This is a genomic window from Streptomyces sp. NPDC057249, from assembly GCF_042669245.1.
Taxonomy (GTDB): domain Bacteria; phylum Actinomycetota; class Actinomycetes; order Streptomycetales; family Streptomycetaceae; genus Streptomyces.
In genome coordinates this window covers 177,885-193,197 of the sequence record NZ_JBHUXS010000003.1, presented here as the reverse complement: position 1 = coordinate 193,197, position 15,313 = coordinate 177,885, and the positions used below count along the sequence as shown (strand labels likewise).

General features: G+C 73.9%; 8 protein-coding genes. 5 read left to right on the top strand and 3 right to left on the bottom strand.

The genetic code is table 11. From position 1 onward, the window contains the following. Nucleotides 1-41 precede the first annotated feature (41 nt). Together ACFUJY_RS07370 and ACFUJY_RS07365 are read right to left on the bottom strand one after the other, a co-directional pair. On the bottom strand, nt 42-1,640 hold the full coding sequence (locus tag ACFUJY_RS07370) for an alpha/beta hydrolase (RefSeq protein ID WP_383295822.1): 1,599 nt from the start codon (nt 1,638-1,640) through the stop codon (nt 42-44). A gap of 98 nt (nt 1,641-1,738) precedes the next feature. After that, nucleotides 1,739-4,456, bottom strand: coding sequence for a lysylphosphatidylglycerol synthase domain-containing protein (locus ACFUJY_RS07365; protein WP_383295819.1), 2,718 nt, complete (start codon nt 4,454-4,456; stop codon nt 1,739-1,741). Between the two features lie 230 nt (nt 4,457-4,686). On the opposite strand from ACFUJY_RS07365, the gene ACFUJY_RS07360 reads away from it, so the two are divergent. Together ACFUJY_RS07360 and ACFUJY_RS07355 are read left to right on the top strand one after the other, a co-directional pair. Next, nucleotides 4,687-5,055: an MGMT family protein gene (locus ACFUJY_RS07360; protein ID WP_383295816.1), complete on the top strand. Its 369-nt coding sequence runs from the start codon at nt 4,687-4,689 to the stop codon at nt 5,053-5,055. Between the two features lie 192 nt (nt 5,056-5,247). After that, a complete protein-coding gene (locus ACFUJY_RS07355; protein ID WP_383295813.1) occupies nt 5,248-8,598 on the top strand; it encodes an ATP-dependent helicase in 3,351 nt (1,116 codons plus the stop codon). On the opposite strand, the gene ACFUJY_RS07350 is transcribed toward ACFUJY_RS07355, so the two are convergent. Then, nucleotides 8,599-9,504 (bottom strand): SAM-dependent methyltransferase, encoded by a 906-nt coding sequence (locus ACFUJY_RS07350; RefSeq protein ID WP_383295810.1) that lies wholly within the window; start codon nt 9,502-9,504, stop codon nt 8,599-8,601. Nucleotides 9,505-9,646: 142 nt separating this feature from the next. Here ACFUJY_RS07350 and ACFUJY_RS07345 point away from each other — a divergent pair, with 142 nt between their 5' ends. From ACFUJY_RS07345 to nudC, 3 genes are read left to right on the top strand one after another with little or no spacing between them, the layout of a single operon-like run. Continuing rightward, nucleotides 9,647-12,910, top strand: a complete 3,264-nt coding sequence (locus tag ACFUJY_RS07345) for a UvrD-helicase domain-containing protein (RefSeq protein WP_383295808.1) — start codon at nt 9,647-9,649, stop codon at nt 12,908-12,910. A 10-nt stretch (nt 12,911-12,920) separates the two neighbouring features. Next, on the top strand, nt 12,921-14,315 hold the full coding sequence (locus tag ACFUJY_RS07340; protein ID WP_383295805.1) for a dipeptidase: 1,395 nt from the start codon (nt 12,921-12,923) through the stop codon (nt 14,313-14,315). Nucleotides 14,316-14,359: 44 nt separating this feature from the next. Further along, a complete protein-coding gene (gene nudC, locus ACFUJY_RS07335; protein WP_383295802.1) occupies nt 14,360-15,307 on the top strand; it encodes an NAD(+) diphosphatase in 948 nt (315 codons plus the stop codon). Nucleotides 15,308-15,313: the final 6 nt, after the last annotated feature.

Genomic DNA, 15,313 nt, shown 5'->3' with positions numbered 1-15,313 from the left:
GTACGGCAGTTCGCTCATCGTAGGGGGCGCCGCCGGCCGCCCTAGCCGCAGACCGTGCCCGCCTCCGGGACCCGGCCGTCGAGCAGATAGCCGCCGACCGCCTTCTGCACGCAGGCGTCGCCGCTGTTGTACGCGCCGTGCCCCTGCCCCTTGTACGTCATCTCCACGCCGACGCCCTCACCCAGCTCCTCGGCCATCGCCTTGGCGCCCTCGTACGGGGTCGCCGGGTCGCCGGTGTTGCCGATGACCAGGATGGGCGCGGAGCCGGGGGCGCTGACGTCGGGGGTCTTCCAGGTGCCCTTGACCGGCCAGTCGGTGCAGCCCATCAGGCCCCAGCCGAGGTAGTTCCCGAAGACCGGCGAGGCGTCGCGGAACGCGGGGAGCTTCGCCTTCGTCTGCTCCAGCGTGAACCGCTCCCGCGAGTCGGCGCAGCTGATCGCGGAGTAGGCGGCGGCGGAGTTGTCGTACCGGCCGTCGTCGGAACGGCCGTTGAGGGAGTCGGCGAGCGCCAGGAGCAGGGAGCCGTTCCCGCCGTCGGCCTCGTCCACACCTTGTTCCAGCAGCGGCCAGGTCTCCTTGGAGTAGAGGGCCGCCGCGATGCCGGTGGTGGCCTGGGTCTCGGTCAGCTTGCGGGCACCGATGCCCTTGACGGGCTTCTTCTCCAGCCGGTCGAGCAGGGCGGAGATGCCTTGCTCGATCTCCTTCGCGTCGGACCCGGGCAGCTTGCAGGCGTCGCCCCGGTCCGCGCAGTCCTCGGTGAAGTTGTCCAGGGCGAGCTGGAAGCCCTCGGCCTGGCTCAGCGAGGACTGTTCGGCGTCCTCGGTGGGGTCGACCACCGCGTCCAGGACCGCCCGGCCGACCTTCTTCGGGAACAGGTGCGCGTAGACGCCGCCCAGCTCGGTGCCGTACGAGATGCCGAAGTAGTACAGCTTGTCGTCGCCGAGCACCTGGCGCATCAGGTCCATGTCGCGGGCGGCGTTGGTGGTGCCGACGTACGGAAGCTGCTGGCCGGACCGCTTCTCGCAGGCGGCGGCGAACCGTTTGGTGTCCTGGACGAACGCCTTCTCCTCCGCCGCGTCGTCCGGGGTGCCGTCCTCCTGGTAGCGGGCGTCCAGCTGCTTGTCGGTCTCGCACTCGACGCCGTCGCTGTTCCCCACTCCGCGCGGGTCGAAGCTCACCAGGTCGTACCGGGCGCGCAGCTTGTCGTACGCCGTACCGAATGCGGGCAGGGTGGCGACGCCCGAGCCGCCGGGGCCGCCGAAGTTGAAGATCAGCGAGCCGATCCGCTTCTTCGGGCTGACCGCCTTCGCGCGGATGAGCGCCAGCTCGATGGTGTCGCCGTCCGGCTTCGCGTAATCGAGGGGGGCCTTCATGGAGGCGCACTCCCAGTTCGCCCCGCCGGGCAGCGGGGAGGGCGGGTTTCCGCCGCCCTGGGCCTGGGAAGGCGCGGGGCACTTCTTCCAGGTCAGCTTCTGGGCGGCGAGGCCGGACGGGCTGCCGGTGGCGGCGTTCGCCGCGCGGGCCCGGCTCGTCGGGCCGGCGGGTTCCTTGTCACCGCCGTCCGCACAGCCGGCGAGCGGGAGCAGCACGGTCACGGTGGCGGCGAGGGCCGCGGCGCGCAGGGCAGGGGAGGTCCTCATCGCTCCATGCTGCGGCGGCACCGGGGCGCGTGCACGGGGTGCCGGTCCAACTGGGTGGCCCGTGCACGTAGGGCCTCCCGGTCAGCGCGCGGGCGCCGTCACAGCTGACCCTTGCGCGTGAGGTGGTTGAAGCACAGCCAGCCGGGAAGGACCGGCAGCCACAGGGTCATCAGCCGGAACAGCAGCACGGCCGGGGCGGCGACCTCCTTCGGCAGCCCGACCGCGATCAGACCCAGGGTCAGCGCGCCCTCGACGGCGCCCATGCCGCCCGGCGTCGGCGCGGCCGAGCCGAGCGCGTTGCCGGCGAGGAAGACCACCGCGATGCTGGCGTAGCTGAGGTGCGGGGTGTCCGGTCCGCTGAACGCCCGGACCGAGGCGTCCAGGCACATCACGAAGACGCCGGTCAGCAGCAGCATCCCGCCGATCCCGGTGAGCAGCTTCTGCGGGCGCTGCACCACGTCGAGCATGCGGGGGACGACCCCGGCGAACAGCGACCGCACCCGGGTCACCACGAACTTCCGCAGGAACGGGATGGCGGTGACCACGAGCACCAGCACCGCGACCGTCAGCAGTCCGGCGATCACGGTCCTGGACGGGGTGAGCGAGGACGGCGTCTTCTCGGTGCCGGTCAGATAGCCGAAGGCGCCCAGCAGCAGGATGTGGCAGCCCAGGCCGAAGAGCTGGGAGGCGCCGACGCTGGCCACCGCGAGGCCGGGCCGGACCCCGGAACGCTGGAGGAACCGGGTGTTCAGCGCCACCCCGCCGACCGCCGCCGGCGCCACGATCTTCACGAACGACCCGGCGACCTGAGCGAGGACGGTCCGGCCGAACGACACCCGCTCGGGCACGAAGCCCAGCAGGCTCATCGCGGCGGCCACGTAGCTCAGCGCCGAGAAGCCGAGTGCGGCGGCCACCCAGCCCCATTCCGCCTGCTCCACGACCGCACCGAAGTCGGCCTCGGTGACTTGCGAGATCAGGAAGTAGGCGGCGATGGCCCCGGCGATGAAGCTGATCAGGGTGCGCGGCTTGATGCGTTCCAGGCGGACCGGCTCGACCGGCGCCTGCGGCCGGATCAGCAGGACCTCGCGGCGGATCTGGGAGAGCAGGTCCTCCTCGCGCGCCTCTTCGAGGGCGTCGTCCATGGCCCGCTTCTCGGCCTGCTTCTCGGTGCGCAGCGACTTGCGGGCGTTCTTGCGGTCCTCGCTCCTGGACAGCTCCGCGTCCTCGGCCCGGGCGCGCTTGGCCGCGTCCGACGCTTCGAGGACGGCGTCGCGCTCGCGCTGCGAGCGTTCCCGGGCGAGCCGGCGCAGCTGCGCCCGGGTGGAGCGGCTGAGCGCGATCGGCTGGAGGAGGGGCAGGCAGTCGGCGACCGCGTCGGGGCCGAGCACGGCGAGCGCGGCGGCCACGGCCCGCTCGGGGCCCACCCGCAGCCCGGTGGTGGTGAGCAGCTGTGCGACGTCCATCCGCAGGACCAGGTCACCGGCCGCGATCTCGCCGCCGCGCAGGTCGGTGACGAACACCTTGCCGAAACGATCCACCAGTATGGCGTCGCCGGTGAGCCTGCGGTGCGCGATCCGGCGCGACTGGAGGGCCTTGACCTGTTTCCACGCCCCGCGCACCAGATCGTCGGTGATCTCGGCGTCCTCCAGGGCGTCCAGGGACCGCCCGCCGATGTGCTCGTAGACCAGCATCACGGCGTCCGGGCCGAGCTCGGAGGTGGCGATGAGCTTGGGCGCGTTGGCGCCGGCGGCGATCGCCGCGTACGCGAGGAGCGCCTCCTGCTCCAGCGCCTGGCGCAGCGACTGGATGGACCGCCGCTGGGTGATCCCGCGCAGGGTGAGCCTGCGCCACACCCGGTAGAAGAACCCCTGGGCCTGCTGCTCGCGGTCCACGACGGTGACGTCGAGCGGCGGCCCGTCCTCCAGGGAGACCAGATAGCGGCGCCCCCGGTCGCTCTGGTCGCCGGAATCGGGCGCGTCCTCGGCGCGCATCGCGGTGACCGGCCGGAAGCCGACGTGCCGCAGACCGGCCATCAGGTGCTGGCCGGTCGGGCGGACGTTCGGCGAGCCGACCGCGTACAGCGTGCCGTACGCCACCGTCCAGCCGATCAGCACCGTGAGGACGATCGAGAAAGGGGTCGTGTAGCCGCCGACCAGCATCGCGAAGGCGTCGAGCAGCAGCACCACCCACAGCACGACCCGCCAGCGGGGCCGTCTCGCCATGCCGACCGCGGTCATGTACGCGATCACGGGGGCGAGGTAGCCGTGCACCGGATCGGTGACCGCGTCGCCCGGCTGCGGCTGGGTCAGCGCGTCCCGGATGGTGCCGGAGGCGGACTTGGCGACCCACAGGTCCGCGGCGAGCGTCACCCCGTGCGCCAGCACGGCGGCCAGCACCCCGTCGGCGATCCGGAGCCCGTCGCGTTTGATCAGCCGCTCGATGGCGAAGGCGACCGGAACGAGCAGCACGGCGATGCTGGAGACCAGCCCGGCCAGTTTGATCAGCAGGTCGGGGGCCTGGCCCGTGCCCTTGTTGATGTCCTCTTCGAGGCCGGTGGTCGTGCCGTGGGCGAAGGCGGCGACGGAGAACAGCACGACGACCGCCAGCACCCCGATGAGCAGGCGCAGCAGGTCGGAGGGGCGGTGCACACGGGCGGGCAGCAGCGGTTCGTCACCGGAGACGCGCTCGGCCTGCGACTCGTCGGCGCCGGCGAGGGTCGATCCGGCAGGTGCCTCCGCGTCCGTGCCCGGCTCCCGCCGGGCCCTGTCCGGACGCGGCTCGGCATCGGAGGCGTCGGCCGCCTTCGGTGGCTGCACGCCCTGCTCCTTCGTCGCCTCTGATTGGTCTTCGTGTTCTCGTATCACCGGTCACCGCCCGCATGATGGTGGCACGGCCGATGGGCGCAAGGGGGCATCAGGGTGCGATGCGGGGGCGTGCGATGCGCAACATACGCTCCTTTCCCCCCGTGCGCACGCTGTGTGTGCGCCCGGACACGGGCCGGTCGTGAGGGGCCGGGCTGTCGGTGCCGTGCGGCAGGATGGGGCGGATGAGCGAACACCCCACGGGCGACGCGCTGCCGGAGTACGCGGAGCGCGTGCTCGACGTCGCCGACCTGATCCCGCCCGGCCGCGTCATGACCTACGGCGACGTCGCGGAGTGGCTGGACGAGGGCGGTCCGCGCCAGGTCGGCCGGGTCATGGCGCTGTACGGGAGTGCGGCGCCGTGGTGGCGCGTGGTGCGCTCCGACGGCAGGCTGCTGCCCGGCCACGAGCTGCGCGCCCTGGACCACTACCGCGCGGAGAACACTCCGCTGCGCGAGGCCCCCGCGAGCGCGGAGGGCCACCTCCCGCGCCTGGACATGCGGCGCGCGCGCTGGGACGGCGTGACGGGCGGCGGTGGGGGAGCTCACACCTGACAGCTTCGGCCATGGGGCGGCGGATCGGGCGCATCCGCGTCCGTACGGTGCGCGCGGGGCGCGGCGGCCGGAAGAACGTGACGATCCCCGCAGCCGTCCCGCCGCATTCGGGGGGCGCGCCGGAGTAGCGTCTTCAGTTCGCGGCCGGCGCCGCGCCCTCACCCGTACACCCACCAGGACCGGCGAACCCACGTGAGCACCTCCTCCACCACCCGGCACAGTCCTCACCGTCACGCACGGCCGGGGACCACGGGCCCGTACCGGCTGGTGCGCACCCTGCCGGGATCGGTGGAGCCCCCTCTTCTGGACGCGGCGCAGCGCGCGGTGGTTGACCACCCGGGAGGCCCGCTGCTGGTCCTCGCCGGGCCCGGTACGGGCAAGACGACGACGCTCGTCGAAGCCGTCGCGGCGCGCATCGCCCGGGGCGCCGATCCGGCCCGTCTGCTGGTCCTCACCTTCAGCCGCAAGGCCGCCGTCGAACTGCGCGACCGGATGGCCGCCCGGCTCGGCGCCGCCCGGGGGCCGCAGGCCACCACTTTCCACTCCTTCTGTTACGCCCTGGTCCGCGCCCACCAGGACGCCGACCTCTTCGCGGACCCGCTGCGGCTGCTGTCCGGGCCCGAGCAGGACGTGACCGTCCGCGACCTCCTGGCCGGCCAGCTCGAACTGGAGAAGGAGGGGCGCCCGCACATCAGCTGGCCCGACGAGCTGCGCGCCTGCCTGACCACGCGCGGCTTCGCCGACGAGGTGCGCGCGGTGCTCGCCCGCAGCCGCGAACTGGGCCTCGGCCCGGACGCCCTCGCCGCCTTCGCCCGGCGCACCGGCCGGCCCGACTGGGGCGCCGCCGCCCGCTTCCTCGCCGAATACCTCGACGTGCTGGACGCCCAGGGCGTGCTGGACTACGCGGAGCTGGTGCACCGCGCGGTGCTGCTCGCGGAGCGCCCCGAGGTGTCGGCGCAGCTGGCGGGGGCGTACGACGCGGTCTTCGTGGACGAGTACCAGGACACCGACCCCGCCCAGGTGCGGCTGCTGCACGCGCTGGCCGGCAACCGGGGGAGCGCCCCGGGGGGCGGCGGCGGGCGCGACCTGATCGCCTTCGGTGACCCGGACCAGTCGATCTACGCGTTCCGGGGCGCCGACGTCAACGGCATCCTCGACTTCCCGGAGACGTTCCGGCGGGCGGACGGCGCCCCCGCCCCGGTCGGCGTCCTCACCACCTCGCGCCGCTCCGGCGACCGGCTGCTCGCCGCCACCCGGCTGCTCACCCGGCGGATGCCGCTCACCCGGCTGCCGTCGGCGAAGGTCCGGGCCCACCGCGAACTGGGCGCGGTCCGCGAGGGCGGCTCCGTCGAGGCGTACACCTACCCGACCGGCTCCACGGAGCTGGAGAACATCGCGGACCTGCTGCGCCGGGCGCACCTGGAGGACGGGGTCCCGTGGTCCGAAATGGCGGTGCTCGTCCGGGCCGGCGGCCGCACGCTGCCCTCCCTGCGCCGGGCCCTGACCTCGGCGGGCGTCCCCCTGGAGGTCGACGGCGACGACCTGGCCCTGCGCCACGAACCGGCGGTGGGACCGCTGCTGACGGCGCTGCGCGCGGTGGCCGAGGCGGCGGTGCGCGGTACGGCGTCCGAGGAGGAGGGCACCCCCGAGGAACCGGAGACCCCCGCCCCCTGGCTCGGCACCGAGACCGCGCTGACCCTGCTCGCCTCGCCCCTCGGCGCGATGGACGCCGCCGACCTGCGCCGCCTCGGCCGCGCCCTGCGGGACGAGGAGCGCGCCGCCGGCAACAGGGTGCCCGCGCCCTCCGGTGAACTGCTGGCCCGGGCGCTCGCCGAGCCGGAGCGGCTGGTGACGCACGACCCGTCGTACGCCCGGGGCGCCCAGCGCCTCGGCGCGCTCCTGCGCACCGCCCGCGAGCTGCTGGCGGCGGGCGGCACCGCCGAGGAGGCCCTGTGGGCGCTGTGGTCCGGCACCCCGTGGCCGGCCCGGCTGGAGCGGGCGGCCCTGCGCGGGGGTACCGCCGGACGCAACGCGGACCGCGACCTCGACGCGGTGTGCGCGCTGTTCGAGACGGCCGCCCGCGCCGAGGAACGCACCGGCGGCCGGGGTGCGCTCAACTTCCTGGAGGAGGTCGACGCCCAGGACATCGCGGCCGACACCCTCTCCCGCCGCGCGGTCCGTCCCGACGCCGTCCGGCTGATGACCGCCCACCGCTCCAAGGGCCTGGAGTGGCGCCTCGTCGTCGTCGCGGGCGTCCAGGAAGGGCTCTGGCCGAGCCTGCGCCGCCGGGGCTCGCTCCTCGAAGCGGACCGGATCGGCCGCGACGGACTCGCCGAACCGCTGACGCCCGGCGCCCTCCTCGCGGAGGAGCGGCGGCTGTTCTACGTGGCGGCCACCCGTGCCCGCGACCGCCTGGTCGTCACGGCGGTCAAGGCCCCCGCCGACGACGGCGACCAGCCCTCCCGCTTCCTCGCCGAGCTGGGCGTCGAACCCCGCGACGTCACCGGCCGCCCGCGCCGCCCGCTGTCCGTCGCCGCGCTCGTCGCCGAGCTGCGCGCCACCACCGTCGACCCGGCCGCCTCGGACGCGCTGCGCGAGGAGGCCGCCCGCCGCCTCGCCCGGCTCGCGGCGCTCACCGACGACGACGGCCAGCCGCTCGTCCCGGCCGCGCACCCGTACCGCTGGTGGGGCCTGTACGAGCCGACCCGCTCGGCCGTGCCGCTGCGCGACCGGGACCAGCCGGTCACCCTCTCCGGCAGCGCGCTCGACCAGCTCGCGAACACCTGCGCGCTCCAGTGGTTCCTGGGCCGCGAGGTGAAGGCCGACGCGCCCGCGACCGCCGCCCAGGGCTTCGGGAACGTGGTCCACGTGCTGGCCGACGAGGTGGCCTCCGGCCGTACCCCCGCCGACCTGGCCGTCCTCATGGAACGGCTCGACTCGGTCTGGGACGGCCTCGTCTTCGACGCCCCCTGGAAGTCGCGCCAGGAGAAGGAGCAGGCCCGCGCCGCCCTCGAACGCTTCCTGCGCTGGCACGTCATGGACCGCGCCGGCCGCACCCCCGTCGCCAGCGAGCACGACTTCGACGTGACGCTGGAGGCGGGGGAGTACGAGGTGCGCATCCGGGGCTCCATGGACCGGGTGGAACGGGATGCCGAGGGCCGGGCCTATGTGGTCGACTTCAAGACCGGCAAGCAGTCCCCGACGAAGGACGAGGTCCAGCGTCACCCCCAGCTCGCCGTTTACCAGCTGGCGGTACGGGAAGGCGCGGTCGACGACGCCTTCGGCGGTACGCGGCCGGAGCCGGGCGGCGCCGAACTCGTACAGCTGCGCCAGGCCGCCCCCAAGAAGGAGGGCGGCGACGCCGCGCCCAAGGTGCAGGCGCAGGCGCCGCCGGACGGCGAGTGGGTCCCCGACCTGCTGGCGACCGCGGCGGGCCGGGTCCTGGACGAGCGGTTCACGCCGACGACCGGCCAGCACTGCGGCCACTGCTCCTTCAAGGCGTCGTGCAGCGCGCAGCCGGAGGGCCGGCACGTCGTCGAGTGATCAGTGCTTACGGGCCACCAGGCCGTACACGCTGACGTCCGCGTCGGTGACGTCGTTGATGTCCTGGTAGCGGGTACGGTCCAGCTCGTCCAGGCCCGCGACGAACTCGGGGTCCGGGTCCGCGGCCTCCGGCAGGTCCACGACCCGCTCGGGGCGCCAGCGGTGCACGGGGACGATGCCGGGTTCGAGGAGTTCCAGACCGTTGTCGGTGACGAACCGTTCCATCTGGGCGTAGGACCGCCGCACCATGGCGAAGCCGCGCTCCTTGAACCCCTTGGTGATGTTGCCGACCTGCTCCGGGTTCAGGTCCGAGCTGACATTGCTCAGGACGAGGAAGCTGCCGGGGGCCAGCGCGTCCACCAGCCGCTTCACGACCGGGTAGGCCGTCTCGTCCTCGATGAAGTGGGTCACGGCCGCGAGGACCAGGGTGACCGGACGGGCGAAGTCCAGCGTGCGGCGGGCGGCCTCCAGTATCCGGTCCGGTTCGCGCAGGTCCGCCTCGATGTAGTCGGTGCGGCCCTCGGGACCGCTGGTGAGCAGGGCCTGCGCGTGGACGAGGACCACCGGGTCGTTGTCCACGTAGACCACGCGCGACTCGGGCGCGATGCCCTGCGCGATCTGGTGCACGTTCTGTTGCGTCGGCAGCCCGGTGCCGACGTCCAGGAACTGCCGGACGCCGTCGCGCGCGGCGAGGGTCACCGCCCGCCGCATGAAGTCACGGTTGTGCCGCACGGTGAGGTAGCCGCGCGGATTGGCGGCCAGCGCCATGGCCGCGGCCTCGCGGTCGGCCGGATAGTTGTCCTTGCCGCCGAGGAAGACGTCGTAGACCCGCGCGGGGTGCGCCTTCGTCGTGTCGATGCGCTTCCTCAGCTCGGTGGCGTCAGGGGCGGATGCGTCGGCGCTCATATGACCGTCCTCATAAGGCTGTTGGTGCGACGAGCAGACAATTTAGACCCGTCCGGGTGTGACGAGCGCCACCGGGAGGCGGTGACGGCGGCCGCCGCCGCGACGTCAGCGGTTGTCGGTGGCGCCGGTTAGCCTCTGTGGAGTGTCCCCGCGCCTCACCGATCCCGAGCAGCTCAAGGAGCTGCTGGGCATCCCCTTCACCCCGGAGCAGACGGCCTGCATCACCGCGCCGCCCGCCCCGCAGGTGATCGTGGCCGGAGCCGGGTCGGGGAAGACCACGGTGATGGCCGCCCGCGTGGTCTGGCTGGTCGGCACCGGCCAGGTCGCCCCCGAGCAGGTACTCGGGCTCACCTTCACCAACAAGGCGGCCGGCGAGCTCGCCGAGCGCGTACGCAAGGCACTCGTCGCCGCCGGGATCACCGACCCGGACGTGATCGACCCGGACGACCCCCCGGGCGAACCCGGCATCTCCACGTACCACGCCTTCGCCGGGCGGCTGCTGACCGAGCACGGACTGCGCATCGGACTCGAACCGGGCACCCGCCTCCTCGCCGACGCCACCCGCTACCAGCTCGCCGCCCGCGTGCTGCGCGAGGCACCCGGCCCCTACCCGGCCCTGACCAGGTCCTTCCCCACCCTCGTCAGCGACCTGCTGGCCCTCGACGCCGAGCTGGCCGAACACCTCGTACGCCCCGAACAGCTCGACGCGTACGACACCGAACTGCTCGGCGCACTGGAGACCGCGAAGCTCAGCAACGCCGAACTGCGGAAGATCCCCGAGACCGCCGAGGCCCGCCGCGAACTGCTCGCCCTCACCCGCCGCTACCGCGAGGCGAAGCGGAGCCGCGACCTCCTCGACTTCGGCGACCAGATCGCCCTCTCCGCCGAGCTGGCCCTCACCCGCCCCGAGGTCGGCGCGATCCTCCGCGACGAGTACCGGGTCGTCCTGCTCGACGAATACCAGGACACCTCCGTCGCCCAGCGCCTCCTGCTCTCCGCCCTCTTCGGCAGCGGCCCCGGCGCCGCACCGACCGGGCACGCCGTCACCGCCGTCGGCGACCCCTGCCAGGCCATCTACGGCTGGCGCGGCGCCTCCGTCGCCAACCTGGACGACTTCCCGGACCACTTCCCGCACGCCGACGGCACCCCCGCCACCCGCTACGCCCTCAGCGAGAACCGCCGCAGCGGCGGCCGCCTCCTCCACCTCGCCAACGGGCTCGCCGCGCCGCTGCGCGCCATGCACGAGGGCGTCGAGGCCCTGCGCCCCGCCCCCGGCGCCGAGCGCGACGGCCTCGTCCGCTGCGCCCTGCTGCCCACCCACACCGAGGAGATCGCCTGGCTCGCGGACTCCATCGCCCACCTGGTGCGCACCGGCAAGGCGCCCGGCGAGATCGCCGTGCTGTGCCGCACCGCCGGTGACTTCCCGGAGATCCAGGCCGCGCTGGTCGCCCGCGACATCCCGGTCGAGGTGGTCGGCCTCTCCGGGCTGCTCCACCTCCCCGAGGTCGCGGACCTCGTCGCCGTCTGCGAAGTCCTCCAGGACCCGGGCGCCAACGCCTCCCTCGTCCGCCTGCTCACCGGCCCCCGCTGGCGGATCGGTCCCCGCGACCTGGCCCTGCTCGGCCGCCGGGCCCGCCTCCTGGTGCACCGCGCCGCCCACGCCGACGACGAGGACCACGACCCCGACCGCAGGCTCGCCGAAGCCGTCGAAGGGACCGACCCGGCCGAGGTGATCTCCCTCGCCGACGCCCTCGACACCTTCCTGGACGCGGGCGGCGAGGAGGACGACCGGCTTCCGTTCTCCGCCGAGGCCCGCGTCCGCTTCGCCCGCCTCGCCACCGAACTGCGCGACCTGCGCCGCTCGCTCGCCGACCCCCTGATGGACGTCCTGCACCGCGTCCTCGCCACCACCGGCCTGGAGGTCGAGCTCTCCGCCTCCCCGCAGGCCCTGGCCGCCCGCCGCCGCGAGACCCTGGGCAACTTCCTCGACGTCGCCGCCCGCTTCGCCGCCGTCGACGGCGAGGCCACCCTGCTCGCCTTCCTCGGCTTCCTGCGCACCGCCGTCCAGTACGAGAAGGGCCTGGACAACGCGTTGCCCGGCGGCGAGAACACCGTCAAGGTCCTCACCGCCCACAAGTCCAAGGGCCTGGAGTGGGACGTCGTCGCCGTGCCCGGCCTCGTCACCGGCCAGTTCCCCAGCGGCCAGTCCCGGGACGCCTGGACCTCCCAGGCCAAGGTCCTCCCGCACGCCCTGCGCGGCGACACCGCCACCCTGCCCGCCCTCCGCGGCTACGACGCCAAGGGCCTCAAGGGCTTCAAGGAGGAGATGAAGGAGCACCAGCACACCGAGGAGCTGCGCCTCGGCTACGTCACCTTCACGCGCCCCCGCACGCTGCTCCTCGGTTCCGGCCACTGGTGGGGCCCCACCCAGAAGAAGCCGCGCGGCCCGTCCCCCTTCCTGCACGCGCTGTACGACCACTGCGCCGCCGGGTACGGCGAGATCGAGGTGTGGGCGGACGCCCCGGCGGAGACGGACGAGAACCCGGCCCTCGCCGAGGCGTCCGCCGACCACGCCTGGCCGCTCCCGCTGGACGAGACCGCCCTCACCCGCCGCAGGGCCGCCGCCGACACGGTGATGGAGCTGCTGTCCCGGCCGGAGCCCGCAGAGCCCCCGGAGGTCCCGGCCCCCCGCACGCCCGCCCGCCTCACCCCCGAGGAGACACGCACCCTCGCCTCCTGGGACCGGGACCTCGACGCGCTGGCCGGGGAGCTGCGCCGGGCCCGCGCCACCGTGCGCGACGTCCTCGTCCCCGCTTCGCTCTCCGCCACCCAGCTGCTGCGCCTCGCCGACGACCCGGACGCCTTCGCCCGGGAGCTGGCCCGCCCCATGCCCCGCCCGCCGCAGCCCGCCGCCCGCCGGGGCACCCGCTTCCACGCCTGGGTGGAGTCCCGGTTCGAGGAGCTGCCGCTGCCCATGCTCGGCCCCGACGAGCTGCCCGGCGGCGACGACCGCGACACCGACATCGCCGACGAGCGCGACCTCGCCGACCTGAAGGAAGCCTTCGAGCGCACCCCGTACGCCCGCCGCACTCCGTACCGGGTGGAGACGCCGTTCCAGATCACCCTGGCCGGCCGGGTCATCCGGGGCCGCATCGACGCCGTGTACCGCACGGGGGACACGTACGAGATCGTGGACTGGAAGACCGGCCGCACCCACACCGCCGACCCGCTCCAGCTCGCCGTGTACCGGCTGGCCTGGGCCGAGCTGCACGGACTGCCGCTCACCGACGTCACGGCCACCTTCCTCTTCGTGCGCAGCGGCGAGGCCGTGCGCCCCGCCTCGTTGCCGGGCCGCCGGGAGCTGGAGCGCATCCTCCTGGACGAGCCACCTCCGGCGGACGGATAGGCTGAAGGTCATGAGCGACACCCCGGACAGCGCCGTCCGCACGTACACCGAGCAGCACCGCGCGGCCTTCCTCGACGATCTCGTCGAGTGGCTGCGCATCCCCTCCGTATCCGCTCAGCCGGAGCACGAGGACGACGTACGGCGCAGCGCCGAGTGGCTGTCGGTCAAGCTGAAGGAGACCGGATTCCCGGTCACCGAGGTCTGGGAGACGGACGGCGCACCCGCCGTCTTCGCCGAGTGGCCCTCCGACGACCCGGCGGCGCCCACGGTCCTGGTCTACGGACACCACGACGTCCAGCCCGCCGCCCGTGAGGACGGCTGGAGCAGCGAACCGTTCGAGCCGGTGATCCGCGACGGCCGGATGTACGGACGCGGCGCGGCCGACGACAAGGGGCAGGTGTTCTTCCACACCCTCGGTGTCCGCGCCCACCTCGCCGCCACCGGCCGGACCGCCCCCGCCGTGCACCTCAAGCTGATCGTGGAGGGCGAGGAGGAGTCCGGCTCGCCGCACTTCCGCGACCTGGTCGAGCGCCGGGCCGGCCGCCTCGCCGCCGACGCGGTGATCGTCTCCGACACCGGCATGTGGAACGAGACCACGCCGACCGTGTGCACCGGGATGCGCGGCCTCGCCGAGTGCGAGATCGAGTTCCACGGCCCCGGGCAGGACATCCACTCCGGCTCCTTCGGCGGCGCCGTGCCCAACCCGGCCACCGAGATCGCCCGCCTCGTCGCCGCGCTCCACGACGCGGACGGGAAGGTCGCGGTCCCCGGCTTCTACGACGGCGTGGCCGAGCTGACCGGGACCGAGCGCGCGCTCTTCGCCGAGCTGCCGTTCGACGAGGCCGACTGGCTGCACACCGCCAAGTCCCGGGCCGCCTCGGGAGAGACCGGGTATTCGACGCTGGAGCGGATCTGGGCCCGCCCGACCGCCGAGGTCAACGGCATCGGCGGCGGCTACCAGGGCGCCGGAAGCAAGACGATCATCCCCTCGTCCGCCCGGGTGAAGATCAGCTTCCGGCTGGTGGCCGGCCAGGACCCGGAGCACGTCGAGAAGGCCGTACGGGCCTGGGCCGAGGCCCGTGTCCCGACCGGGATCAGCCACCGGATCACCTTCCTCCCCGCCACCCGGCCCTGCCTGACGCCCCTGGACCACCCGGCGCTCCAGGCCGTGGCCCGGGCGATGGGCCGGGCGTTCGGCCAGAAGGTCCTCTTCACCCGGGAAGGGGGCTCGGGGCCCGCCGCCGACCTCCAGGACGTGCTCGGCGCGCCGGTCCTCTTCCTCGGCATCTCCGTACCGTCCGACGGCTGGCACGCCCCTGACGAGAAGGTCGAGCTGGACCTCCTCTTCAAGGGCGTCGAGACCGCCGCCCATCTCTGGAGCGACCTGGCGGCCGCCCTCCGCTGAATTCTCTGAACGCCCGATCCATCCCGGGGGAGTAGGAAGCACCTGTGAGCACCTTCGACAACGCCACCGCAGACCGGCCCATCGGTCTGACCGCGCCGAGCGGCATCGACCGCGCGGCGCACCACCGCCTCGACGAGGCGTGGCTGTCCGCCGCGTGGAGCCACCCGACGACCCGGGTCTTCGTCGTCTCCGGGGGCCAGGTGCTGATCGACGACACCGACGACGGCACCGAACTCGTGATGACGCCCGCCTTCGAGGCCCCCGTCACCGAGACCCACCGCTACTTCCTCGGCACCGACGCGGACGGCGTCAGCTACTTCGCCCTGCAGAAGGACACCCTGCCCGGCCGCATGGACCAGTCGGCCCGCCCGGCGGGGCTGCGCGAGGCGGGCCTGCTGCTCGGCCCGCGCGACGCCGCCCTGATGGTGCACGCGGTGGCCCTGGAGAACTGGCAGCGGCTGCACCGCTTCTGCTCCCGGTGCGGCGAGCGCACGGTGATCGCGGCGGCCGGCCACATCCGCCGCTGCCCGGCGTGCGGCGCCGAGCACTACCCGCGCACCGACCCGGCGGTCATCATGCTCGTCACCGACGACCAGGACCGGGCCCTGCTCGGCCGCCAGGTGCACTGGCCCGAGGGACGCTTCTCCACGCTCGCCGGGTTCGTGGAGCCGGGCGAGTCGATCGAGCAGTCGGTGGCCCGCGAGGTCTTCGAGGAGGCCGGCATCACGGTCGGCGACGTCGAGTACGTCGCCAGCCAGCCCTGGCCGTTCCCGTCCAGCCTGATGCTGGGCTTCATGGCGCGCGCCTCGACGTTCGACATCAACGTGGACGGCGAGGAGATCGAGGAGGCGCGCTGGTTCTCCCGCGAGGAGCTGACCGCCGCCTTCGAGTCGGGCGAGATCCTGCCCCCGTTCGGCATCTCGATCGCCGCGCGGCTGATCGAGCTCTGGTACGGCAAGCCGCTCCCGAAGCCGGTGCGCGCGGGCGCCTGAACGGGC

Coding starts and splice junctions, on each gene's coding strand:
- ACFUJY_RS07360 (WP_383295816.1), top strand. CDS start 4,687: ATGAGCGAACACCCCACGGGCGACGCGCTGCCGGAGTACGCGGAGCGC.
- ACFUJY_RS07350 (WP_383295810.1), bottom strand. CDS start 9,504: ATGAGCGCCGACGCATCCGCCCCTGACGCCACCGAGCTGAGGAAGCGC.
- ACFUJY_RS07370 (WP_383295822.1), bottom strand. CDS start 1,640: ATGAGGACCTCCCCTGCCCTGCGCGCCGCGGCCCTCGCCGCCACCGTG.
- ACFUJY_RS07340 (WP_383295805.1), top strand. CDS start 12,921: ATGAGCGACACCCCGGACAGCGCCGTCCGCACGTACACCGAGCAGCAC.